Source organism: Pseudomonas sp. GW821-FHT07F01 (assembly GCF_059418825.1).
In genome coordinates, this window is record NZ_JBWKQO010000004.1 from 68817 (window position 1) to 89985 (window position 21169).

Sequence of the window (21169 nt, forward strand, 5' to 3'; positions counted from 1 at the left end):
ATCCAGAGCGGGTGCACAAATTTATCGAAAGTGCCAACCGTGGTGCTAAACCACCCATAAAACCTGCATCGTCCTCGGCTATACTCCCCACATTTTTGAATGGCCTCGAGGACTGACTGTGAAGAACTGGACGTTGCGCCAACGCATTTTGGCGAGCTTTGCGGTGATTATCGCCATCATGCTGTTGATGGTCGTCGTCTCGTACTCGCGGCTGTTGAAGATCGAATCCGGTGAAGAGCGCATGCGCAATGACGCGGTGCCCGGGGTCTATTTCAGTTCGATGATCCGCAGCGCCTGGGTCGACACCTACCTGCAGACCCAGGAAATCATCGGCCTCAAGCAGAATCAGGACATCAGCGCCGAGGACAAGGCGGACTTCAAGGCCTTCGAAGAACGCCTGCAGACCCAGATGACCAATTACAAGCAGACCATCAACAGCCGCGAGGACCAGAGCGAGTTCGATGCCTTCGAGAAGGACCACCAGGAGTTCAACCGCATCCAGGCCGCCGTGCTCGATCTGCACCAGCGTCGCCAGGAAGCCGAGGCAATCCGCCTGTTCAATGAGCAACTGACCCCGGCCTGGACCGCCGGGCGGATGAAACTCAACGACATCATCAGCGAAAACAAGGCCGTGGCCGACTCCGCCACCGCCGCCATCGACGATGCAGTGGCCGCGGCCAAGGTCAGCATGGGCGTGTCGTTGCTGCTGGCGGTGCTGGCTGCCGGGCTCTGCGGCCTGTTGCTGATGCGCGCAATCATGGCGCCGATGAACCGTATCGTGAGCATTCTGGAAATCATGCGCACCGGTGACCTGAGCGGCCGCCTGAACCTGGACCGCAAGGACGAGTTCGGCGCCGTGGAAACCGGCTTCAACGACATGATGACCGAGCTCACCGCCCTGGTGTCCCAGGCCCAGCGCTCCTCGGTGCAGGTCACCACCTCGGTGACCGAGATCGCCGCCACCTCCAAGCAGCAACAGGCCACCGCCACCGAGACGGCCGCCACCACCACGGAAATCGGCGCCACCTCGCGGGAGATCGCCGCGACCTCCCGGGACCTGGTGCGCACCATGACCGAAGTGTCCAGCGCCGCCGACCAGGCCTCGGTGCTTGCCGGCTCCGGCCAGCAGGGCCTGGCGCGCATGGAAGACACCATGCACTCGGTGATGGGCGCGGCAGACCTGGTGAACGCCAAGCTGGCGATCCTCAACGAGAAGGCCGGCAACATCAACCAGGTGGTGGTGACCATCGTCAAGGTCGCCGACCAGACCAACCTGCTGTCGCTCAACGCCGCCATCGAGGCCGAGAAGGCCGGCGAGTACGGCCGCGGTTTTGCCGTGGTCGCCACTGAGGTGCGGCGCCTGGCGGATCAGACCGCAGTGGCCACCTATGACATCGAGCAGATGGTCCGTGAGATCCAGTCGGCGGTGTCGGCGGGGGTCATGGGCATGGACAAGTTTTCCGAGGAAGTGCGCCGCGGCATGGCCGAGGTGCAGCAGGTGGGTGAACAGCTGTCGCAGATCATCCATCAGGTCCAGGCCTTGGCTCCGCGGGTGTTGATGGTCAATGAGGGCATGCAGGCCCAGGCCACGGGTGCCGAGCAGATCAACCATGCCCTGGTGCAACTGGGGGATGCCAGCAGCCAGACCGTCGAGTCCCTGCGCCAGGCCAGCTTTGCCATTGACGAGCTGAGCCAGGTGGCGGTGGGGCTGCGCAGCGGCGTTTCGCGTTTCAAAGTCTGATGGATGAGCTCGCGCACAAGCGCAACGGCGCAACTGGTGCCAGGAATGCTCTGTTCCTGGTGTTCCGCATCGGCCAGGAGCGCTATGCGCTGCAGGCCGTGGATGTGGTGGAGGTGTTGCCGCGCCTGCAGCTCAAGCCCATTGCCCAGGCGCCGTCCTGGGTGGCCGGGGTGTTTGCCTATCGCGGCGTGGTGGTGCCAGTCATCGACCTGTGCGAGCTGACCTTCGGCCGCCCGGCGCAGTTGCGCACCAGTACCCGGCTGGTGCTGGTGCACTACCGTGGCGATGCCGGGCAGCCGGCGCGGATTCTCGGGCTGTTGCTGGAGCAGGCCAACGACACCCTGCGCTGCGACCCGGCGCAGTTCCAGCCCTATGGCCTGGACAACCGCCAGGCGCCATACCTGGGGCCGGTGCGCGAAGACGCCCAGGGCCTGCTGCAATGGGTGCGGGTCGACGACCTGCTGCCCCTCAAGGTGCGTGAGCTGCTGTTTCCCGCCGTGCCCCTGGATCCGGCATCGCTTGAGGAGCCTCGATGAGCGAGGAGCAACGATTTTTCGATTTCCTCAAGGAACGTATCGGCCTGGATGTCGCCTCCGTGGGGCCGGCGATCATCGAGCGCGCGGTACGCCAGCGCTGCAATGCCCTGTATGCCCGCAGCAGCGATGAGTACTGGCAGAAACTGCAAGGCTCGCGGGATGAGCAGCAGGCCCTGATCGAAGCAGTGATCGTTCCGGAAACCTGGTTTTTCCGCTATCCGGAATCCTTCGCTACCCTGGTCAAGCTGGCCAAGGCGCGGCTGGCGCAGATCAAGGGCATGCGGGCCCTGCGCCTGTTGAGCCTGCCGTGCTCCACCGGCGAGGAGCCCTATTCCATCGCCATGGCCCTGCTCGATGGCGGCCTGGCGCCGCATCAGTTCAAGGTCGACGGCCTGGACGTCAGCCCGTTGTCGGTGGAGCGGGCCAAGGCTGCGCTGTACGGCAAGAATTCCTTTCGTGGCCAGCCCATCGAGTTTCGCGAGCGGCACTTCAACCCTGAAGAAGGCGAGCGTTATCGCCTGAGCGAGCGGGTTCGTGAGCAGGTGCGGTTGCAGGTGGGCAATGTCCTGGATCCGGGCTTGCTGGCCAGTGAACCGGCCTTCGATTTCGTGTTCTGCCGCAACCTGCTGATCTATTTTGACCAGCCGACCCAGCGCCAGGTGTTCGAGGTGCTCAAGCGCCTGACCCATGAAGAGGGCGTGCTGTTCATCGGCCCCGCCGAAGGCAGCCTCCTGGGCCGCCTGGGCATGCGCTCCATCGGCATCCCGCAGTCCTTCGCCTTCAGCCGCCACCATGAGCCCGAGCCGGCCCCGGTGGTGCTGCCGCAACCCTTGCCGCTGCCGGTTCCCGTGCGCAGCCTGGTGCCCCCGGCGCCGCGCCCACGGCCGTTCGCCAGGCGCCCGGTAGCGGCGCCGTTGAGCGACGGCGCGCTGATGGAAAGCGATGCCGCCAGCCTGCTGGCCACCATTGCCGCCCTGGCCAACGAGGGCAAGAGCGCCGAGGCCCGTGCCGCCTGCGAGCGTTATTTGCAGCAGCACGAGCCGGTGGCCCAGGTGTTCTACTGGCTGGGCCTGCTCAGCGATGTGGCCGGCAACGCCATGGAAGCCCAGGGTTACTACCGCAAGGCCCTGTACCTGGCGCCCCAGCACCCCGAAGCCCTGGCGCACTTGGGCGCGCTGCTGGCTTCCCAGGGTGATGTGGCCGGGGCCCAACGATTGCAGGAGCGCGCGGCCCGCAGCGTTCGCTCTGCCGACAGTGAGTTGAAACGATGAGCCATCCCTATTCATTGGACGTCACCCGTGAAGATGCGCAGGCCATCGATGATTGCTGGAACCGCATCGGTATCCATGGCGACAAGTCCTGCCCGTTGCTGGCCGAGCACATTCATTGCCGCAACTGCTCGGTGTATTCGGCCGCCGCCACCCGCCTGCTGGACCGCTATTCGTTGCGCCAGGAGGACCGCGAGCATTCGGTGGTGCTGGAGGCCGACAGCGATGTGGTCACTCGCTCGCTGCTGATGTTCCGCCTCGGCGAAGAGTGGCTGGGCCTGCCGACCCGCTGCCTGCTGGAAGTGGCACCGCAGCAGGCGATTCATTCCTTGCCGCACCAGCGTTCGCGCGCCCTGCTGGGGGTGGCCAATGTCCGCGGGGCGCTGGTGGCCTGCCTGTCGCTGACCGAGCTTCTGGGGCTGGATCCTTCCCCGGCCGCGCCGGCGGGAGGACGGGTGATGCCGCGCATGCTGATCATCGGCGCCGCCGGAGGCCCGGTGGTGGTGCCGGTGGACGAAGTGCACGGCATCCACGCCATCGACGAGCGCATCCTCAACGGCGCCTCGGCCTCCGGCGAGCAGGCCAATGCCAAGTACACCCGTGGCGTGTTGCAATGGCAGGGGCGCAGCCTGCGCCTGCTGGACGAAGAGCAATTGCTCGCGGCCGTGACCCGGAGCCTGACATGACCCCCGATCAGATGCGCGACGCCTCGCTGCTGGAGCTGTTCAGCCTGGAAGCCGAAGCCCAGACCCAGGTGCTCAGCACCGGGCTGCTGGCCCTGGAGCGCAACCCGACCCAGGCCGACCAGCTGGAAGCCTGCATGCGCGCAGCCCATTCCCTCAAGGGCGCGGCGCGGATTGTCGGGGTCGATGCCGGGGTCAGCGTTGCCCACGTGATGGAAGACTGCCTGGTGAGCGCCCAGGAAGGGCGGCTGTACCTGCAGCCCGAGCATATCGATGCCCTGCTGCAGGGCACCGACCTGCTGATGCGCATCGCCACCCCGGGCGGTGCGGAGCTGGTCGCCGCGGACATCCCGTTGTACGTGGCCCTGATGGAGCGCCTGTTGACCCCAGGGGCCGCGATGCCGGCGGCGCAAATGCCGGAACCGCCAGTGCCGGAGCTGCCAATCGCACAACCGCAAGCCCCGGTGCAAGCCCATGGAGCGTTCCTGGGCGAGCCCGAGGCCGAGGCCGAGCCCGTGCTGCTGGCTGCCAGCGAACCCGCCCATGAGCCCGCTCGCCCGGGCAAGCGCATGACCGAAGGCGGCGAGCGGGTGCTGCGGGTCACGGCCGAACGTCTCAACAGCCTGCTGGACCTGTCGAGCAAATCCCTGGTGGAAACCCAGCGGCTCAAGCCCTACCTGGCCACCTTGCAGCGCCTGCGGCGGATCCAGAGCAACAGCCTGACCGCCCTGGAAAACCTCAACCTGCACCTCAAGGAACATGCCTTGAGCCTGGAGGCTCAGGAGGCCCTGGCGGATGCGCGGCGCCTGCTGGCCGAATCCCAGCAGTTGCTGGCGGAGAAAACCGCCGAGCTCGACGAATTCGGCTGGCAGGCCAGCCAGCGTGCCCAGGTGCTCTACGACACCGCGCTGGCCTGCCGCATGCGGCCCTTTGCCGACGTACTCACCGGCCAGGTGCGCATGGTTCGCGACCTGGGTCGCAGCCTGGGCAAGCAGGTACGCCTGGAGATCGAGGGGGAGAAGACCCAGGTCGACCGCGATGTGCTGGAAAAACTCGAAGCGCCGCTGACCCACTTGCTGCGCAACGCCGTCGATCACGGCATCGAACTGCCGGAGCAGCGCCTGCTGGCGGGCAAGCCGGCGGAAGGGGTGATTCGCCTGCGGGCATCCCACCAGGCCGGTCTGCTGGTGCTGGAACTCAGTGACGACGGCAATGGGGTCGATCTGGAGCGTTTGCGCCAGAGCATTGTCGAGCGCCAGTTGTCGCCGGCGCAGACCGCGGCCCAGCTCAGTGAGGAAGAGTTGCTGACCTTCCTGTTCCTGCCGGGCTTCAGCCTGCGGGACAAGGTCACCGAGGTCTCCGGTCGCGGCGTCGGCCTGGATGCGGTGCAGCACATGGTGCGTCAGCTGCGCGGGGCGGTGGTGCTGGAACAGGACACTGGCCAGGGCAGCCGTTTCCACCTGGAGGTGCCGCTGACCCTGTCGGTGGTACGCAGCCTGGTGGTGGAGGTCGGCGACGAGGCCTACGCCTTCCCGCTGGCCCATATCGAACGCATGTGCGACCTGGAGCCCGAGGCCATCGTCCAGGTGGAAGGGCGCCAGCATTTCTGGCACGAAGGCCGGCATGTCGGCCTGGTCGCCGCCAGCCAGTTGCTGCAGCGGCCGGCAACCCAGGAAAGCGCGCCAACTCTGAAAGTGGTGGTGATCCGCGAGCGCGATGCGGTGTACGGGATCGCCGTGGAGCGTTTCATCGGCGAGCGCACCCTGGTAGTGCTGCCGCTGGACGACCGCCTGGGCAAGATTCAGGACATCTCCGCCGGAGCCCTGCTCGATGACGGCCGGGTGGCGCTGATCGTGGATGTCGAGGACATGCTGCGCTCGGTGGACAAACTGCTCAATACCGGGCGTCTGGAGCGCATTGCGCGCAACCATCAGCAGCACGCACAGGCCGCGCGCAAGCGTATTCTGGTGGTGGACGATTCGCTGACGGTGCGTGAATTGCAACGCAAGCTGCTGATCAACCGCGGTTACGACGTGGCGGTGGCAGTGGATGGCATGGATGGCTGGAATGCCTTGCGTTCGGAAAGCTTCGACCTGTTGATCACCGACATCGACATGCCGCGAATGGATGGAATTGAATTGGTCACACTCTTGCGTCGTGACAATCGCCTGCAGTCCCTGCCGGTGATGGTGGTGTCCTACAAGGACCGTGAGGAAGACCGGCGCCGTGGACTGGATGCCGGTGCCGACTATTATCTAGCCAAAGCCAGTTTCCATGACGACGCCCTGCTGGATGCAGTGGTGGAACTGATTGGAGGAGCGCGGGCATGAAGATAGCGATAGTCAATGACATGCCCATGGCCGTGGAGGCCCTGCGCCGTGCCCTGGCCTTCGACCCCAGCCACGAGGTGGTGTGGGTCGCCACCAATGGTGCGGAAGCGGTGAAGTACTGTGCCGAACTGACCCCGGACCTGATTCTCATGGACCTGATCATGCCGGTGATGGATGGCGTCGAGGCCACGCGGCGGATCATGGCCGAGTCGCCGTGCGCCATCGTGATCGTCACCGTCGATCGCCAGCAGAATGTGCACCGGGTGTTCGAAGCCATGGGCCACGGCGCGCTGGATGTGGTGGACACCCCGGCCCTGGGCGCGGGCAATGCCCAGGAAGCGGCGGCGCCACTGTTGCGCAAGATCCTCAATATCGGTTGGCTGATCGGCCAGCGCGGCAGCCGGGTGCGTTCCGCGCCCCAGCCACTGCGCAGCGGTGCGCCACGCCAGAGCCTGGTGGCCATTGGCTCCTCCGCGGGTGGGCCGGCGGCTCTGGAAGTGTTGCTCAAGGGCTTGCCAAAGGACTTTGCCGCCGCCATCGTGCTGGTCCAGCACGTTGATCAGGTGTTTGCCGCAGGCATGGCCGAATGGCTCAGCAGTGCCTCCGGCCTGGAGGTGCGCCTGGCCCGGGAAGGCGAGCCGCCGCAAAGCGGCAAGGTCCTGCTGGCGGGCACCAACCATCATATCCGTCTATTGAAGAACGGCACCCTGGCCTATACCGCCGAGCCGGTGAACGAGATCTACCGGCCCTCCATCGATGTGTTTTTCGAGAGCGTTGCCAGTTTCTGGAATGGCGATGCGGTGGGGGTGCTGCTGACCGGCATGGGCCGTGACGGCGCCCAGGGCTTGAAGCTGATGCGTGATCAGGGTTATCTGACCATCGCCCAGGACCAGAACAGCAGTGCGGTGTATGGCATGCCCAAGGCGGCCGCTGCCATCGGCGCCGCCTCAGAGATTCGCCCGCTGGACAAGATCGCTCCACGTTTGCTGGAGATATTTGCCAAATGACTGATAAACGCAGCTGTCCTGGCCAGGTAGCAATTCAGGTGACAACCCATGAATGATTTACAGCTCGACGAATTCAAGACCGACGAAAATGCCGCCATGGTGTTGCTGGTGGACGACCAGGCCATGATCGGCGAAGCGGTGCGGCGTGGGTTGGCGAACGAGGAAAACATCGATTTCCACTTCTGCGCCGATCCGCACCAGGCCATTGCCCAGGCGATCCGCATCAAGCCCACGGTGATTCTCCAGGACCTGGTGATGCCGGGCCTGGACGGCCTGACCCTGGTGCGCGAGTACCGCAACCACCCGGCGACCCAGAACATCCCGATCATCGTTCTCTCCACCAAGGAAGACCCGCTGATCAAGAGCGCGGCCTTTGCCGCCGGGGCCAACGACTACCTGGTCAAGCTGCCGGACAACATCGAGCTAGTGGCGCGCATTCGCTATCACTCCCGCTCCTACATGACCCTGTTGCAGCGTGACGCGGCCTACCGCGCCCTGCGGGTCAGCCAGCAGCAACTGCTGGACACCAACCTGGTGCTGCAACGGCTGATGAACTCCGACGGCCTGACCGGGCTGTCCAACCGCCGGCATTTCGATGAGTACCTGGAGCTGGAGTGGCGGCGGGCGATGCGTGAACAGAGCCAGCTGTCGCTGTTGATGATCGACGTCGACTACTTCAAGACCTACAACGACACCTTCGGCCACCTGGAGGGCGACGAAGCCCTGCGCAAGGTGGCCACGGCGATTCGCGAGGCCAGCAGCCGGCCTTCCGACCTGCCGGCCCGCTACGGCGGCGAAGAGTTCGTGCTGGTGCTGCCCAATACCTCGCCGGGCGGGGCGCGACTGGTGGCCGAGAAGCTGCGCCAGACGGTGGAAGCCTTGAAAATCCCCCATATCGCGCCGGTGGAGGGCGCGAGCCTGACCATCAGCATCGGTCTTTCCACCGTAACGCCGCAGCCCAACAGCCATTGCCGGCAGTTGATTTCGGCGGCGGACAAGGGGCTGTACCTGGCCAAGAACAACGGTCGCAACCAGGTCGGGATCGAGTAACCGCCTCAGCTTCCAGGCTGCTCGTCGGTCTCCGGGGCCCGAGTGACGGGCACCAGGGTGTCGCCGAACAGGTAGTAGCTGTGGCTTGCGGTTTGCGAGCAGGTGAGAAGGGCGGCTTCGACCCTGTATCGGGTGTGCAGGTCGAGCCTTTTCTCGTTGAAGAGGTTGTTCAGCCGGCAGCAGGCGGCGATGGGGTAGTCACCGAAGCTGTAGCTGAAGTGGCCATTTCTGTGGCTGGAGACCCAGGTGGCGCTGAATTGACCTTGCAGCCACTGGGTCCGGGCTGCCACCTCGCTTTGCTGGCCTTTCAGACGATGCAAGACCCACCACCACAGGAAGATCGCCCACGGCACCAGCAGGGCGCAGGCCAGCTGTGGGGAGATCAACAGCCAGACCCCTTGCAGCAGGATCAGCACGAACAGGCTCAGGAACAGGCATATGAATGCCTGTGCTCCCCTGAGATTGCGACGCTCGCGGGCCTTGATGTAGCGGATTTGCGAGTCGCTGAGGGTTCTCTCCATGGCGGCCTGTTTCCTGGTTCTGCTGGCAATCGAGTGCGAGAAGTGGCATTCACGCTCGGATTGTATAGGTCCTGGCGCTTAAATTAGCGGGTCTAATTGCGCTTAAAGCCGCTAAGCGGGCTGCCGTGAATCAGTGATTCCGTTATAATCTCCGGCTTTCAAAAGTTCGCCAACGAGTGCCGCCCCCCATGGAAATCAACCCGATCCTGAACACCATCAAGGACCTGTCCGAGCGCTCCGAAACTATTCGGGGGTATCTTTGACTACGATCAAAAGCATGAGCGTCTGACCGAGGTCAATCGCGAGCTTGAAGATCCGAGTGTCTGGAACAAACCCGAATACGCCCAGGAACTGGGCCGCGAGCGCGCAGCGCTGGCACAGATCGTCGAGACCCTGGACGAACTGAACGGCGGCCTGGCCGATTGCCGCGATCTGCTGGACATGGCGGTCGAGGAAGAGGACGAAGGCGCGGTGGGCGATGTCGTCGCCGAGCTGGCCCGTCTCGAGGAAAACCTCGCCAAGCTCGAATTCCGCCGCATGTTCAGCCACGAAATGGACCCGAACAACGCCTACCTGGACATCCAGGCCGGCTCCGGCGGCACCGAGGCCCAGGACTGGGCCAACATCCTGCTGCGCATGTACCTGCGCTGGGCCGACAAACGCGGTTTCGACGCGACCATCATGGAACTGTCGGCCGGTGAAGTCGCCGGTATCAAAGGTGCGACCGTGCACATCAAGGGCGAATACGCCTTTGGCTGGTTGCGCACCGAGATCGGCGTGCACCGTCTGGTGCGCAAGAGCCCGTTCGACTCCGGCAACCGTCGCCACACCTCGTTTTCCGCCGTTTTCGTCTCGCCCGAGATCGACGACAAGGTGGAAATCGAAATCAACCCGGCAGACCTGCGGATCGACACCTATCGTTCCTCCGGTGCCGGCGGTCAGCACGTAAACACCACCGACTCGGCCGTACGTATCACCCACGTACCGACCAACACCGTGGTCAGCTGCCAGAACGAACGTTCCCAGCACGCCAACAAGGACACCGCCATGAAAATGCTGCGGGCCAAGTTGTACGAGCAGGAAATGCAGAAGCGCAACGCCGCGTCGCAAGCGCTGGAAGACACCAAGTCGGACATCGGCTGGGGTCACCAGATCCGCTCCTACGTGCTCGATGCGTCGCGGATCAAGGATCTGCGCACCAACATCGAACGCAGCGACTGCGACAAGGTACTCGACGGCGACATCGACGAATACCTGGAAGCCAGCCTGAAATCGGGCTTGTAATACTGCAATACGGGATCGGCTGACACGGTGCGATCCCGTAGGAGCCGGCTTGCCGGCGATCTCCAGGCCGAAGGCCTGGGGGCAATGAACCTGTGATGGAATTTCAAAAGACATGAGCGACCAACAACTCGACCCGCAAGCCCTGCAACAGGAAGAAAACTCCCTGATCGCCCTGCGCAAGGAAAAGCTTGCTGCCGAGCGCGCCAAGGGCAATGCCTTCCCGAACGACTTCCGCCGCGAAAACTACTGCGAAGATCTGCAGAAGAAATACGCGGACAAGACCAAGGAAGAGCTCGCAGAGGCTGCAATCCCGGTCAAGGTTGCCGGTCGCATCATGCTCAACCGTGGCTCGTTCATGGTGATCCAGGACATGACCGGTCGCATTCAGGTCTACGTCAACCGTAAAACCCTGTCCGAAGAAACCCTGGCCTCCGTCAAGACCTGGGACATGGGCGACATCATCGCTGCCGAAGGCACTCTGGCCCGTTCCGGCAAGGGTGACCTGTACGTTGAAATGACCAATGTGCGCCTGCTGACCAAGTCGCTGCGCCCGCTGCCGGACAAGCACCACGGCCTGACCGACACCGAGCAGCGCTACCGTCAGCGCTACGTCGACCTGATCGTCAACGAAGAAGTACGCCAGACTTTCCGCGTGCGTTCGCAAGTGATCGCCCACATCCGCAGCTTCCTGATGAAGCGCGACTTCCTCGAAGTCGAAACGCCGATGCTGCAGACCATCCCTGGCGGCGCGGCGGCCAAGCCGTTCGAAACCCACCACAACGCGCTGGACATGGAAATGTTCCTGCGTATCGCCCCTGAGCTGTATCTGAAGCGCCTGGTGGTTGGCGGTTTCGAGAAAGTGTTCGAGATCAACCGCAACTTCCGTAACGAAGGCGTTTCGACCCGTCACAACCCTGAATTCACCATGTTGGAGTTCTACCAGGCTTACGCCGACTACGAAGACAACATGGACCTGACCGAAGAACTGTTCCGCGAACTGGCGCAGTTGGTCCTGGGCAGCACCGACGTGCCGTACGGCGACAAGGTGTTCCACTTCGGCGAGCCGTTCGCGCGCCTGTCGGTGTTCGACTCGATCCTCAAGTACAACCCCGAACTGACCGCTGATGACCTGAACGACATCGACAAGGCTCGCGCCATCGCCAAGAAGGCCGGTGCCAAGGTGCTGGGCTTCGAAGGCCTGGGCAAGTTGCAGGTGATGATTTTCGAGGAACTGGTGGAGCACAAGCTGGAGCAGCCGCACTTCATTACCCAGTACCCGTTCGAAGTGTCGCCGCTGGCCCGTCGCAACGACGATAACCCCAACGTCACCGACCGTTTCGAGCTGTTCATTGGTGGTCGCGAAATCGCCAACGCCTACTCCGAGTTGAACGACGCGGAAGACCAGGCAGAGCGCTTCATGGCCCAGGTGGCGGACAAGGACGCCGGTGATGACGAAGCCATGCACTACGACGCCGACTTCGTCCGTGCCCTGGAATACGGCATGCCGCCCACCGCCGGCGAGGGCATCGGTATCGACCGCCTGGTGATGTTGCTGACCAACTCGCCGTCGATTCGCGACGTGATCCTGTTCCCGCACATGCGGCCGCAAGCTTAAGTGCTCTGAATAATCAGCCGCCTTTATCAGGCGGCTTTTTATTGTCTGGTTGGAACTGACGTACCGCTTCTAATTCTGTGTGATTTTTAAGAGGGAATACCTGTCGTGAACCGCGCAATTGCTCAAGAAGGTGCAGCTGGCATCGCCACTGCGGTGGCTGAAAGTGTTCAGTACCAGGGCCGCAAGGCCAGCCGCCAAGGCAGTGAGCAGCGTAGACAGGACATTCTCGATGCCGCCATGCGCATTGTCGTGCGTGACGGCGTGCGGGCCGTGCGCCATCGTGCGGTGGCCGCCGAAGCCGGTGTGCCCTTGTCGGCCACCACCTATTACTTCAAGGATATCGATGACCTGCTCACCGATACCTTCGCCCAGTACGTGGAGCGCAGCGCGGCGTTCATGGCCAAGCTGTGGGCCAGCAACGAGGGGCTGCTGCGGGAAATGGTCGCCTATGGCGACGGCAGCGCTGCCTCGCGCTCGCAACTGGCCGACGATATCGCGCGTATGACCGCCGATTACGTACGGCGCCAGTTGAATACCCGTCGTGAACACTTGATGGCCGAACAGGCCTTCCGCCAGGAAGCCTTGCTCAACCCGCGCCTGGCGCAGCTGGTGCGCTCGCACCAGCAGATCCTGCTGCACGGCACTTGCCAGTTTTTCCAGGTCCTGGGCTCGCGGGAGCCGCAGCAGGATGCCAAGGTATTGACGTCGATAATCGGCCGGATGGAATATCAGGGCCTGCTCAACGGCGCCGAGCCGCTGGTGGAAGAAGAGATGCTCGGCATCCTCACGCGCTACATGCATCTGGTTCTGGCTTCGGTCTGAGCCGCCCGGCCTGACTTGCCGGCTGCGGCCTGGCGGTCGTGGCCCGCGCCAGCGGCTACAGTGATTCTGGTGTTCATGGGAGAGTTGCATGCAAGCCTGGCGCGTCCTGATTGCCCTGTCGTTCCTGCTGCTCAGCGGTTGCCTGGTGGCCTTCAAGGAGCCGCTGCCGGCTGCGCAGGCGGCGCCTGCCCAATTGCTGGGCAAGTGGGCCAGCAAGAATGCCTGGGGCGAGCCGCTGAACATCCAGCTCAGCCAGATCGGCGCCAACCGCTACCGTGCCTCGAGTTACCCAGGCGGTACGGCGCGCCCGCGGGACACCTATGATTTCACCGTTTCCCGGCATGGCAACCGCTGGTACCTGTCAGCGGCGGTGCCCCAGGCCTTTGGCGGGCACTACAGCATTGCCGGCTTCGAGTTGACGGCAAGGCACGAACTGGTGCTTTACACCCTGGACCTGGAACAGATTCGCCAGGCCCTGGGTCAAAAGGCCTTGAACGGTGAGCCCATGGCCACGGCCGAAGGCGATGGCGTGCTGATCAGCAGCCCCTTGCCCGAGGTCTTCGCCTACCTTGACGACCCCGCCAATTCCGACTTGTTCGTCGAGGCGGCGCGCTTCAAGCGCGTGGGCAAGTGACCCCGCGCTACAGACCCATTCAATAGGAGCTTTTGGTGGACGATTACCAGCAGACGATACGCACCTTGTCCGATCGCATAGTGCTGGCCCAGACACCGATCCGCGTGCTGGATGCGGTGAAGTGGGACGAGAACGTCCGCAAAGGCTTTCTCAAGGCCAAGGGCAAGGAAATGCCGGCGGTGGACCGCGCCTATTACGAGGGGCGGCCACTGTCTTTCGATTCTGGCGCGGTGAAGCTGGAATTCCAGAACATCGAGCGCGACATCACCCGCCAACTGGGCCAGTTCAACCCGGTAGGGCAGATCATGCGCCGCATGTGCAAGGAATACCGCATGGTGGTGCGCATGCTCGAAGCACGGGGTACCGGCGACTTCGGCCTGATCTCGCAGGAGCTGTACGGCGCCGCATCCGATGCCTTCCATGCCGGCGACCCGACCCTGGCGGACCTGGGGCTGATGATGTCCGATTACCTGAACAACATCGACGGTCGGGGCGATCTCAAGGACGAACCCAAGACCCTGAGTGCCAAGGATGCCGTGAGCCTGCTGCAGAGCCGCCTGAACAAGGTGTTCGGCGAGGCGGAGGAAACCATCCGGGTGTTCGAGTCCGACGGTATCGTCGCCGACGCCGCGGCGGGGGCCGACTACATCAAGATCCGCAGCGATGCGATGTTCAACAACCGTGACGTGCGAGCCCTGGAAGTCCATGAGGGGCTGGTGCACGTGGGCACCACCCTGAACGGCCTCAACCAGCCGATCTGCACCTTCCTGGCCAAGGGCCCGCCCTCGTCCACGGTGACCCAGGAGGGGCTGGCGATCCTGATGGAGATCATCACCTTTGCCTCTTACCCCAGCCGCTTGCGCAAGCTGACCAACCGCACCCGGGCCATCCATATGGTGGAGGAGGGCGCGGACTTCCTGCAGGTGTTCGAGTTCTTCCGCGAGCAGGGCTTCGAGATGGCCGAGAGCTACGGCAATGCCAGTCGGGTGTTCCGCGGGTCGGTACCCACGGGGCTGCCGTTTACCAAAGACTTGTCCTACCTCAAGGGCTTCATCATGGTTTACAACTACATTCAGCTGGCTGTGCGCAAGGGCAAGCTGGAGCAGGTGCCGCTGCTGTTCTGCGGCAAGACCACCCTCGAGGACATGCGCACCCTGCGCCAGCTGGTGGACGAAGGGCTGGTGGTGGCACCCAAGTACCTGCCCGAACAGTTTCGCGACATGAACGCGCTGTCGGCCTGGATGTGTTTCTCCAACTTCCTCAACCATCTGAGCCTGGACCGGATCGAGGCGGACTACTCCAACATTCTTTGACTTCTGCCGGGGGGCGCACATGGACGTATCCACAGACAGCTGTAGCCACTGGCACAGGCTGCGACAAGGCCCGCAGGGCCTTCAGCGCCCATCCGGGTACAGGCCAGGGGGCTGCGGATGAGCCGGCTACTGAAGTGTTGCGCGGTATTTGCCCTGCTGCTGGGCCTGCAGGGCTGCAGTTCGTTGCTGTTCTATCCCGAACCCGGGCTGCCTTTCACCCCTGAGCGGGCCAGGCTCGAATACCGTGACGTGACCCTGACCACCGCCGATGGCCTCAAGCTGCACGGCTGGTGGCTGCCGGCCAAACCCGGAGTGGCGGTCAAGGGCACGGTGCTGCACCTGCATGGCAACGGCGGCAATCTGGCCTGGCACCTGGGGGGCAGTTGGTGGCTGCCGGAGCAGGGCTATCAGGTGCTGCTGGTGGACTATCGCGGTTATGGCCTGTCCGAAGGTGCACCGAGCCTGCCGGCGATCTATCAGGATCTGGATGCCGCGTTCAAGTGGCTGGACCAGGCCCCCGAAGTGCAGGGCAAGCCATTGATCGTGCTGGGGCAAAGCCTGGGCGGCGCCCTGGCCATCCACTACCTGGTACAGCACCCCGAACGTCAGGCCCTGCTCAAGGCCATCGTCCTCGATGGCGTACCGGCCAGTTATCGCGATGTCGGGCGCTATGCCCTGAGCACTTCCTGGCTGACCTGGCCGTTGCAGGTTCCGTTGTCGTGGCTGGTGCCGGACACCGACAGCGCGATTCACTCGATGCCGCGCCTGACCGGGGTACCGAAACTGATCTACCACAGCATCGACGATCCCATCGTGCCCCTTTCCAATGGCATCCGTGTGTATCAAGCTGCGCCCCCGCCCAGGGTCCTGCAGCTGACCCGCGGCGGCCATGTGCAAACCTTTGCCGATCCGACCTGGCGCCGCGTGATGCTGCGCTACCTCGATGATCCGCAGCATTTCGACGGGTTGCGCCGCCTGGGGGAGATCCCCAATTACCCGACGCCCCCGAATTCAGCAGTTGAACCTCCAGAGAGTCCGCAATGAGTGAAGAACGCAACGCCATTCCCATGATCATCACCGGTATCTGCAGCATCATCGTCACCGTGGGCAGCCTGTGGTACTACGGCTACCTGCACTTCGCCAAACCGGAGGATGCATTGCTGCTCAGCGACTTCACCATGCTCAAGACCGTGCCCGGCGAGGACTACAAGATCTCCCTGCAACCGGCCGATGAAGTGGCCCAATGCATCGACGGTGTACTGGTGCTGTTCGACACCCAGCAGAAAGGCCTGACCGGGGTGCTGGTGAACAAGAAGAAGCAGGCCGTGCGCTGCATGGGGCAGGAAACCCCGCAACTGGAGCAGTGATCTGTTCGCCGGCAAGCCGGCTCCTACATGGATAACGGCATAAAAAAACGCCGCCGACCTGAAGAGGTCGGCGGCGTTTTGTCTTACCTGCCTATATAGGCAGGGTGCCCGATCAGTTGCGGCTGACCGACGAACGTGGTGCTACCGGCTGGTTGTCGTTGGAGATGGTGACTTCCACGCGACGGTTCATGGCGCGGCCGGAAACACTGCCGTTATCGGCCACCGGATATTCCTTGCCATAACCCTGGCTGACGATGCGCGCCGGGTCGATACCCATGCGGATCAGAGCCATCTGCACCGAGCCGGCACGGCGCTCGGACAGCGACTGGTTGTAGGAATCGCTGCCGGTGCTGTCGGTGTAGCCTTCGACGATCACCTTGCGATCGGGGTTCTGCTGGAGGAATTGCGCCAGCTTGTTGATGTTCACCAGGCCGCTGGATTTCAGGTCGGACTTGTTGGTGGCGAACAGCACGTCACCGAAGGTCACCAGGGTGCCGCGGTCGGTCTGCTTGGCGTTGAGGCTGTCCTGCAACTGCTTGATTTGCGCGTCGCGGGCATCGAGGATGGCGCGGGCGCGCTGGTCGCCGGCGTCCTTGAGCTTGGCTTCGGCGGTGCGCAGGGCAATGGTTTCCTTGGCCACTTCGACCCGCTGGTTGGTCAGGTAGGCCAGTTGGTCGACCTTCTTCTCGTCGTCCTTGTTCAGGTAGGCCTTGTCGGCCTTGTCCATCCAGTCGGCGGCGTCCTTGGTTTCCAGGGCGGCGACCTTGCTGGCCTGCGGGTTGGCCTGCAGGGCGGAGAAGTTGGTGCGGGCGTTTTCCAGGTTGGCGTTAGGCGGGGTGGAGCAGGCCGCCAGGGCTACGCTCATGGCCAACAGGGCTGGGATCATCAATTGTTTGCGCATAATGGTTCGTCCTTTCAATCAAATACGAGTACGTGGGAATCGGCGGCGGCTTCTTATTGCACGCTACGCATGCCTTCCTGACGCAGTTCCTGAACGCCTTTCTGCGAGTCTTTCAGTGCCTGCTCGGCCTTGGCGGCCTGGGCCTTGCGCTCTGCTACGCGGGCGTCCCACTCGGCTTGTTCAGCCAGGCGGCGGGCTTCGTCGTACTTCTTGTCGTGCATGGCAATCTCGGCTTGCTTGAGCTTGTCCTGCGCCGACTTCATTTCCACGGCAGCAAATTCGGTACCGCCTGCGCTCACTGCGCTATTGACCGCAGATTGCGTGACCGCGTACTGCTCGGTGGGCGGGTTCCCGGCACAACCGGCCAGAACCATGCTGCTACCGAGGGCCAGCGCGGCCAGCTTCAGCCCGCGCAGAGAGGTGAACGAGGATTTGGCAGTGCTGATCTTCATGGTCTTCAACTCCATTGGGTAACTCCTGGAAAACATCAAAATCCATCCTGGTTCTGGCGCCGTGACGCTTCAGTGACGACGAGCGCTGATGGCAAAATTTGAAACGGCCGTTCCAGTGATGGCTAATGGGTGTGACCCGAGGCTTTTTTGAATAGTTCAGAGAAAGATGGCGATTGGCCGGAAAAAAATCTGACGCATCGGACAGGGCTCTAGATCGGGAACTTTTGCCGTGCGCAGGGGTATCCCCGACCCTTTGCAGGGCCGGGAAGGATGATTGTCAGGTGACCGCGGGAGTGTGGAAGTTCAGTGCTTGGGCTTGTCGGACTGGCTCGCCAGCAGGTGCAGATGCTGGCGCGACAATGCCAGGAAACGAGGGGTGGGACCCACATCCTCGTACAGTGGATCGCCCTCTTCATCGGTGGCCACGACGTGCTGGCCCTGGATGTAGGGGAAGCTCGCCTCCAGCTCTTCCAGGGCGGCGCCGATCAGTTCGCCGAGCAGTTCTTCGGTCTGGCGTTTGGGGTACATCTCGGAAAGGGCGGCCAGGCGTGCGGCGGCTTCCACATCCAGGTGAATCCGGTAGCCGGTCCGGGTCAGGCGACCCTTGGCGTTTTCTTCCCAGTGTTGCGCAAGTTCACGGATTTTCATGATGACCTCAATGAACACCTGCTCGTGGCAGGCTGGGTTGAGTGGACCGGCCGGGGCCGGTAGGCGGCCCTCGTGCGGCCTATGCTTGAGACTAGCTGCATCGCCGAAGGTTTGGTGCGCTTTGCCCCACGCTTGCTAAGCGAGGTGTGCAGGCGGCACTCTTGAGCCTTCCGTGCCGCCTTGAGTCCGCTGGAGAACACCTCGATGACCGATATTGATGCGCGCTTGCGCGAAGACGTTCACCTCTTGGGGGAACTGCTGGGCAATACCATCCGCGACCAGTACGGGGAGGCTTTCCTCGACAAGATCGAGCAGATTCGCAAAGGCGCCAAGGCCGATCGCCGTGGCTCGCCGGGGGCCGAGCTGAGCGCCAGCCTCGACCAGTTGAGCGAGGACGAACTGCTGCCGGTGGCCAGGGCCTTCAACCAGTTCCTCAACCTGGCGAACATCGCCGAGCAGTATCAGTTGATCCACCGCCGCGACGAGTCGCAGCCGGCACCCTTCGAGGCTCGGGTGCTGCCGGAGCTGCTGGCTCGCCTGCGCGCCGAAGGGCACAGCGCCGATGCTCTGGCCCGGCAACTGGGGCGCCTGGAAATCGAGCTGGTGCTGACCGCTCACCCCACCGAAGTGGCGCGCCGCACCCTGATCCAGAAATACGATGCGATTGCCGGGCAACTGGCGGCCCAGGACCACCGTGACCTCACCAGCGCCGAGCGCGGGCAGATCCAGGAGCGCCTGCAACGCTTGATCGCCGAGGCCTGGCACACCGAGGAAATCCGTCGGACCCGACCCACTCCGGTGGATGAAGCCAAGTGGGGCTTTGCGGTGATCGAGCATTCGCTGTGGCAGGCGATCCCCAATTACCTGCGCAAGGCCGACAAGGCCTTGTTCGAGGCCACCGGGCTGCACCTGCCGCTGGAGTCGGCGCCGATCCGCTTTGCGTCGTGGATGGGCGGCGACCGTGATGGCAACCCCAATGTCACCGCTGCGGTAACCCGCGAAGTGCTGCTGCTGGCGCGCTGGATGGCCGCCGACCTGTACCTGCGGGACATCGACCACCTGGCGGCCGAGCTGTCCATGCAGCAGGCCAGCACGGCGCTCCTGGCCAGGGCCGGAGATAGCGCCGAGCCTTATCGGGCGCTGCTCAAGCAATTGCGCGAACGCCTGCGGGCCACCCGCAACTGGGCCCACGCGGCGCTCAGCGCGGCGGTGCCGGCGGGCGCCGAGGTGTTGCACAACAACCGTGACCTGCTGGAGCCGCTGCAGCTGTGCTACCAGTCGTTGCACGAGTGCGGCATGGGAGTGATTGCCGACGGGCCGCTGCTCGACTGTCTGCGCCGGGCAGTGACCTTCGGTCTGTTCCTGGTGCGCCTGGATGTACGCCAGGATTCCAGCCGGCATACCTCGGCCATGACCGAAATCACCGATTACCTGGGCCTGGGGCGTTACGAGGACTGGAGCGAGGAGGATCGCATCACCTTCCTGATGCGCGAACTGAGCAGCCGTCGGCCGTTGTTGCCAGGCTATTTCAAGCCCTCGGCGGACACCGCCGAAGTGCTCGCCACCTGCCGCGAAATTGCTGGTGCGCCAGCGGCGTCCCTGGGTTCCTATGTGATTTCCATGGCCGGCGCGGCCTCCGATGTGCTGGCGGTGCAGTTGCTGCTCAAGGAATCCGGTGTGCTGCGACCGATGCGCGTGGTGCCTCTGTTCGAGACCCTGGCGGACCTGGACAACGCCGGCCCGGTGATGGAAAAACTGCTGCACATGCCGGGCTATCGTTCGCGCCTGCAAGGGCCGCAGGAAGTGATGATCGGCTACTCCGACTCGGCCAAGGATGCCGGCACCACGGCTGCTGCCTGGGCCCAGTACCGGGCCCAGGAGCGGCTGGTGGACATCTGCCGCGAGCAACAGGTGGAACTGCTGCTGTTCCACGGCCGCGGTGGCACCGTGGGGCGTGGCGGCGGCCCGGCCCACGCGGCCATTCTGTCGCAGCCGCCGGGCTCGGTGGCGGGGCGTTTCCGCACCACCGAGCAAGGGGAAATGATCCGCTTCAAATTCGGCCTGCCGGACATCGCCGAGCAGAACCTCAACCTCTATCTGGCCGCGGTACTGGAGGCGACCCTGTTGCCGCCGCCGCCACCGCAGCCGGCCTGGCGTCACCTGATGGACGAGCTGGCCAGCGATGGCGTCCGGGCCTACCGCGAGGTGGTGCGGGACAATCCGCAGTTTGTCGAGTACTTCCGCCAGTCCACTCCGGAACAGGAGCTGGGCCGCCTGCCGCTGGGCAGCCGCCCGGCCAAGCGCCGTGCCGGGGGCATCGAGAGCCTGCGGGCGATCCCCTGGATCTTCGGCTGGACCCAGACCCGCCTGATGTTGCCCGCCTGGCTCGGCTGGGAAGCGGCCTTGAGCAAGGCCCTGGCCCGTGGCGAGGGTGACCTGCTGGGGCAGATGCGTGAGCAATGGCCGTTTTTCCGCACCCGCATCGACATGCTGGAGATGGTGCTGGCCAAGGCCGACGCGGATATTGCCCGCTCCTATGACGAGCGCCTGGTGGAGGCCGAACTGTTGCCGTTGGGCGAGCATTTACGCGACCTATTGTCGCAGGCTTGCGCGGTGGTCCTGGGCCTGACCGGGCAGTCGCAACTGCTGGCGCACAGCCCCGATACCCTGGAGTTCATCCGCCTGCGCAACACCTACCTCGACCCGCTGCATCTGTTGCAGGCCGAGCTGCTGGCGCGCTCGCGCAAGCAGCAGGCGCCGCAAGGAAGCCCCGTGGAACAGGCGTTGCTGGTCTCCGTGGCCGGTATCGCCGCTGGCTTGCGCAATACCGGCTGAGGTGCGAGAGGGCTGCCGGCCAGCTGCGCGGCAGCCCCGATCAAGGCAATTGCGAGGTGTCGTTCTGGTTCATCTGGCGACACTTTGTTGTCGGGTTGCGACTTGTTCTACCCGGCCAATGGGGCACAAAAGGGCCGGGTTCCTCCGACTTTCGACTGCTTG

General features: G+C 63.8%; 19 protein-coding genes. 15 read left to right on the plus strand and 4 right to left on the minus strand.

The window, feature by feature from the left end:
• Positions 1 to 118: 118 nt before the first annotated feature.
• The 7 genes from AC07R1_RS14575 to AC07R1_RS14605 are packed head-to-tail and all read left to right on the plus strand — an operon-like array spanning position 119 to position 8615.
• Complete coding sequence (locus AC07R1_RS14575) at positions 119 to 1741, plus strand: methyl-accepting chemotaxis protein (RefSeq protein ID WP_065364560.1); 1623 nt, start codon at positions 119 to 121, stop codon at positions 1739 to 1741.
• The gene (locus tag AC07R1_RS14580; RefSeq protein ID WP_011059478.1) at positions 1741 to 2277 is read left to right on the plus strand and encodes a chemotaxis protein CheW; all 537 of its coding nucleotides are present in this window, start codon (positions 1741 to 1743) and stop codon (positions 2275 to 2277) included. Before AC07R1_RS14575 ends, AC07R1_RS14580 begins: the two co-directional genes overlap by 1 nt.
• Entirely contained in the window at positions 2274 to 3548 is a 1275-nt protein-coding gene (locus AC07R1_RS14585) for a CheR family methyltransferase (RefSeq protein ID WP_015634304.1), read from the plus strand. Before AC07R1_RS14580 ends, AC07R1_RS14585 begins: the two co-directional genes overlap by 4 nt.
• Positions 3545 to 4231 (plus strand): chemotaxis protein CheW, encoded by a 687-nt coding sequence (locus tag AC07R1_RS14590; protein WP_015634305.1) that lies wholly within the window; start codon positions 3545 to 3547, stop codon positions 4229 to 4231. The genes AC07R1_RS14585 and AC07R1_RS14590 overlap by 4 nt, the downstream gene beginning before the upstream one ends.
• Complete coding sequence (locus AC07R1_RS14595) at positions 4228 to 6558, plus strand: hybrid sensor histidine kinase/response regulator (RefSeq protein WP_011059481.1); 2331 nt, start codon at positions 4228 to 4230, stop codon at positions 6556 to 6558. The genes AC07R1_RS14590 and AC07R1_RS14595 overlap by 4 nt, the downstream gene beginning before the upstream one ends.
• A complete protein-coding gene (locus AC07R1_RS14600; protein WP_011059482.1) occupies positions 6555 to 7565 on the plus strand; it encodes a chemotaxis response regulator protein-glutamate methylesterase in 1011 nt (336 codons plus the stop codon). Before AC07R1_RS14595 ends, AC07R1_RS14600 begins: the two co-directional genes overlap by 4 nt.
• A gap of 48 nt (positions 7566 to 7613) precedes the next feature.
• The gene (locus AC07R1_RS14605; protein WP_011059483.1) at positions 7614 to 8615 is read left to right on the plus strand and encodes a response regulator; all 1002 of its coding nucleotides are present in this window, start codon (positions 7614 to 7616) and stop codon (positions 8613 to 8615) included.
• Between the two features lie 5 nt (positions 8616 to 8620).
• Here AC07R1_RS14605 and AC07R1_RS14610 read toward each other — a convergent pair whose 3' ends face one another.
• On the minus strand, positions 8621 to 9136 hold the full coding sequence (locus AC07R1_RS14610; protein ID WP_401027008.1) for a hypothetical protein: 516 nt from the start codon (positions 9134 to 9136) through the stop codon (positions 8621 to 8623).
• Positions 9137 to 9324: 188 nt separating this feature from the next.
• Here AC07R1_RS14610 and prfB point away from each other — a divergent pair.
• The 7 genes from prfB to AC07R1_RS14645 all read left to right on the plus strand — a co-directional run bounded on the left by prfB (position 9325) and on the right by AC07R1_RS14645 (position 16171).
• A protein-coding gene (gene prfB / locus AC07R1_RS14615) for a peptide chain release factor 2 (protein ID WP_100255254.1) occupies positions 9325 to 10420 on the plus strand; the annotation gives its coding sequence in 2 pieces (ribosomal slippage) (positions 9325 to 9396 and positions 9398 to 10420; 1095 coding nt in all).
• A 112-nt stretch (positions 10421 to 10532) separates the two neighbouring features.
• Entirely contained in the window at positions 10533 to 12035 is a 1503-nt protein-coding gene (gene lysS, locus AC07R1_RS14620) for a lysine--tRNA ligase (protein WP_011059486.1), read from the plus strand.
• A gap of 105 nt (positions 12036 to 12140) precedes the next feature.
• The gene (locus tag AC07R1_RS14625) at positions 12141 to 12857 is read left to right on the plus strand and encodes a TetR/AcrR family transcriptional regulator (protein ID WP_065364558.1); all 717 of its coding nucleotides are present in this window, start codon (positions 12141 to 12143) and stop codon (positions 12855 to 12857) included.
• A gap of 88 nt (positions 12858 to 12945) precedes the next feature.
• A complete protein-coding gene (locus AC07R1_RS14630) occupies positions 12946 to 13491 on the plus strand; it encodes a hypothetical protein (protein WP_015634309.1) in 546 nt (181 codons plus the stop codon).
• A gap of 35 nt (positions 13492 to 13526) precedes the next feature.
• Entirely contained in the window at positions 13527 to 14804 is a 1278-nt protein-coding gene (locus AC07R1_RS14635; protein ID WP_011059489.1) for a flavohemoglobin expression-modulating QEGLA motif protein, read from the plus strand.
• Positions 14805 to 14921: 117 nt separating this feature from the next.
• Complete coding sequence (locus AC07R1_RS14640) at positions 14922 to 15848, plus strand: alpha/beta hydrolase (RefSeq protein ID WP_495110644.1); 927 nt, start codon at positions 14922 to 14924, stop codon at positions 15846 to 15848.
• Positions 15845 to 16171: a PA3694 family proteiin gene (locus tag AC07R1_RS14645; RefSeq protein WP_011059491.1), complete on the plus strand. Its 327-nt coding sequence runs from the start codon at positions 15845 to 15847 to the stop codon at positions 16169 to 16171. Before AC07R1_RS14640 ends, AC07R1_RS14645 begins: the two co-directional genes overlap by 4 nt.
• 112 nt (positions 16172 to 16283) lie before the next feature.
• Here AC07R1_RS14645 and lptF read toward each other — a convergent pair whose 3' ends face one another.
• The 3 genes from lptF to AC07R1_RS14660 all read right to left on the minus strand — a co-directional run bounded on the left by lptF (position 16284) and on the right by AC07R1_RS14660 (position 18172).
• Positions 16284 to 17072: a lipotoxin F family OmpA-related lipoprotein LptF gene (gene lptF / locus AC07R1_RS14650; protein WP_011059492.1), complete on the minus strand. Its 789-nt coding sequence runs from the start codon at positions 17070 to 17072 to the stop codon at positions 16284 to 16286.
• 53 nt (positions 17073 to 17125) lie between these two features.
• Positions 17126 to 17539 carry a DUF4398 domain-containing protein gene (locus tag AC07R1_RS14655; protein WP_011059493.1) on the minus strand — a complete coding sequence of 138 codons (414 nt, stop codon included), beginning with the start codon at positions 17537 to 17539 and terminating at the stop codon, positions 17126 to 17128.
• Between the two features lie 288 nt (positions 17540 to 17827).
• Positions 17828 to 18172: a hypothetical protein gene (locus AC07R1_RS14660; RefSeq protein WP_015634311.1), complete on the minus strand. Its 345-nt coding sequence runs from the start codon at positions 18170 to 18172 to the stop codon at positions 17828 to 17830.
• A 204-nt stretch (positions 18173 to 18376) separates the two neighbouring features.
• Between AC07R1_RS14660 and ppc the strand changes: the two genes are divergently transcribed.
• Complete coding sequence (gene ppc / locus AC07R1_RS14665; RefSeq protein WP_019093911.1) at positions 18377 to 21007, plus strand: phosphoenolpyruvate carboxylase; 2631 nt, start codon at positions 18377 to 18379, stop codon at positions 21005 to 21007.
• Positions 21008 to 21169 lie beyond the last annotated feature (162 nt).

Excerpts from the sequence above, each read along its gene's own strand:
- AC07R1_RS14580 (WP_011059478.1), top strand. The coding sequence starts at position 1,741 with ATGGATGAGCTCGCGCACAAGCGCAACGGCGCAACTGGTGCCAGGAAT.
- AC07R1_RS14585 (WP_015634304.1), top strand. The coding sequence starts at position 2,274 with ATGAGCGAGGAGCAACGATTTTTCGATTTCCTCAAGGAACGTATCGGC.
- AC07R1_RS14590 (WP_015634305.1), top strand. The coding sequence starts at position 3,545 with ATGAGCCATCCCTATTCATTGGACGTCACCCGTGAAGATGCGCAGGCC.
- AC07R1_RS14595 (WP_011059481.1), top strand. The coding sequence starts at position 4,228 with ATGACCCCCGATCAGATGCGCGACGCCTCGCTGCTGGAGCTGTTCAGC.
- AC07R1_RS14600 (WP_011059482.1), top strand. The coding sequence starts at position 6,555 with ATGAAGATAGCGATAGTCAATGACATGCCCATGGCCGTGGAGGCCCTG.
- AC07R1_RS14605 (WP_011059483.1), top strand. The coding sequence starts at position 7,614 with ATGAATGATTTACAGCTCGACGAATTCAAGACCGACGAAAATGCCGCC.
- AC07R1_RS14610 (WP_401027008.1), bottom strand. The coding sequence starts at position 9,136 with ATGGAGAGAACCCTCAGCGACTCGCAAATCCGCTACATCAAGGCCCGC.
- lysS (WP_011059486.1), top strand. The coding sequence starts at position 10,533 with ATGAGCGACCAACAACTCGACCCGCAAGCCCTGCAACAGGAAGAAAAC.
- AC07R1_RS14630 (WP_015634309.1), top strand. The coding sequence starts at position 12,946 with ATGCAAGCCTGGCGCGTCCTGATTGCCCTGTCGTTCCTGCTGCTCAGC.
- AC07R1_RS14640 (WP_495110644.1), top strand. The coding sequence starts at position 14,922 with ATGAGCCGGCTACTGAAGTGTTGCGCGGTATTTGCCCTGCTGCTGGGC.
- AC07R1_RS14645 (WP_011059491.1), top strand. The coding sequence starts at position 15,845 with ATGAGTGAAGAACGCAACGCCATTCCCATGATCATCACCGGTATCTGC.
- lptF (WP_011059492.1), bottom strand. The coding sequence starts at position 17,072 with ATGCGCAAACAATTGATGATCCCAGCCCTGTTGGCCATGAGCGTAGCC.
- AC07R1_RS14655 (WP_011059493.1), bottom strand. The coding sequence starts at position 17,539 with ATGGAGTTGAAGACCATGAAGATCAGCACTGCCAAATCCTCGTTCACC.
- AC07R1_RS14660 (WP_015634311.1), bottom strand. The coding sequence starts at position 18,172 with ATGAAAATCCGTGAACTTGCGCAACACTGGGAAGAAAACGCCAAGGGT.
- ppc (WP_019093911.1), top strand. The coding sequence starts at position 18,377 with ATGACCGATATTGATGCGCGCTTGCGCGAAGACGTTCACCTCTTGGGG.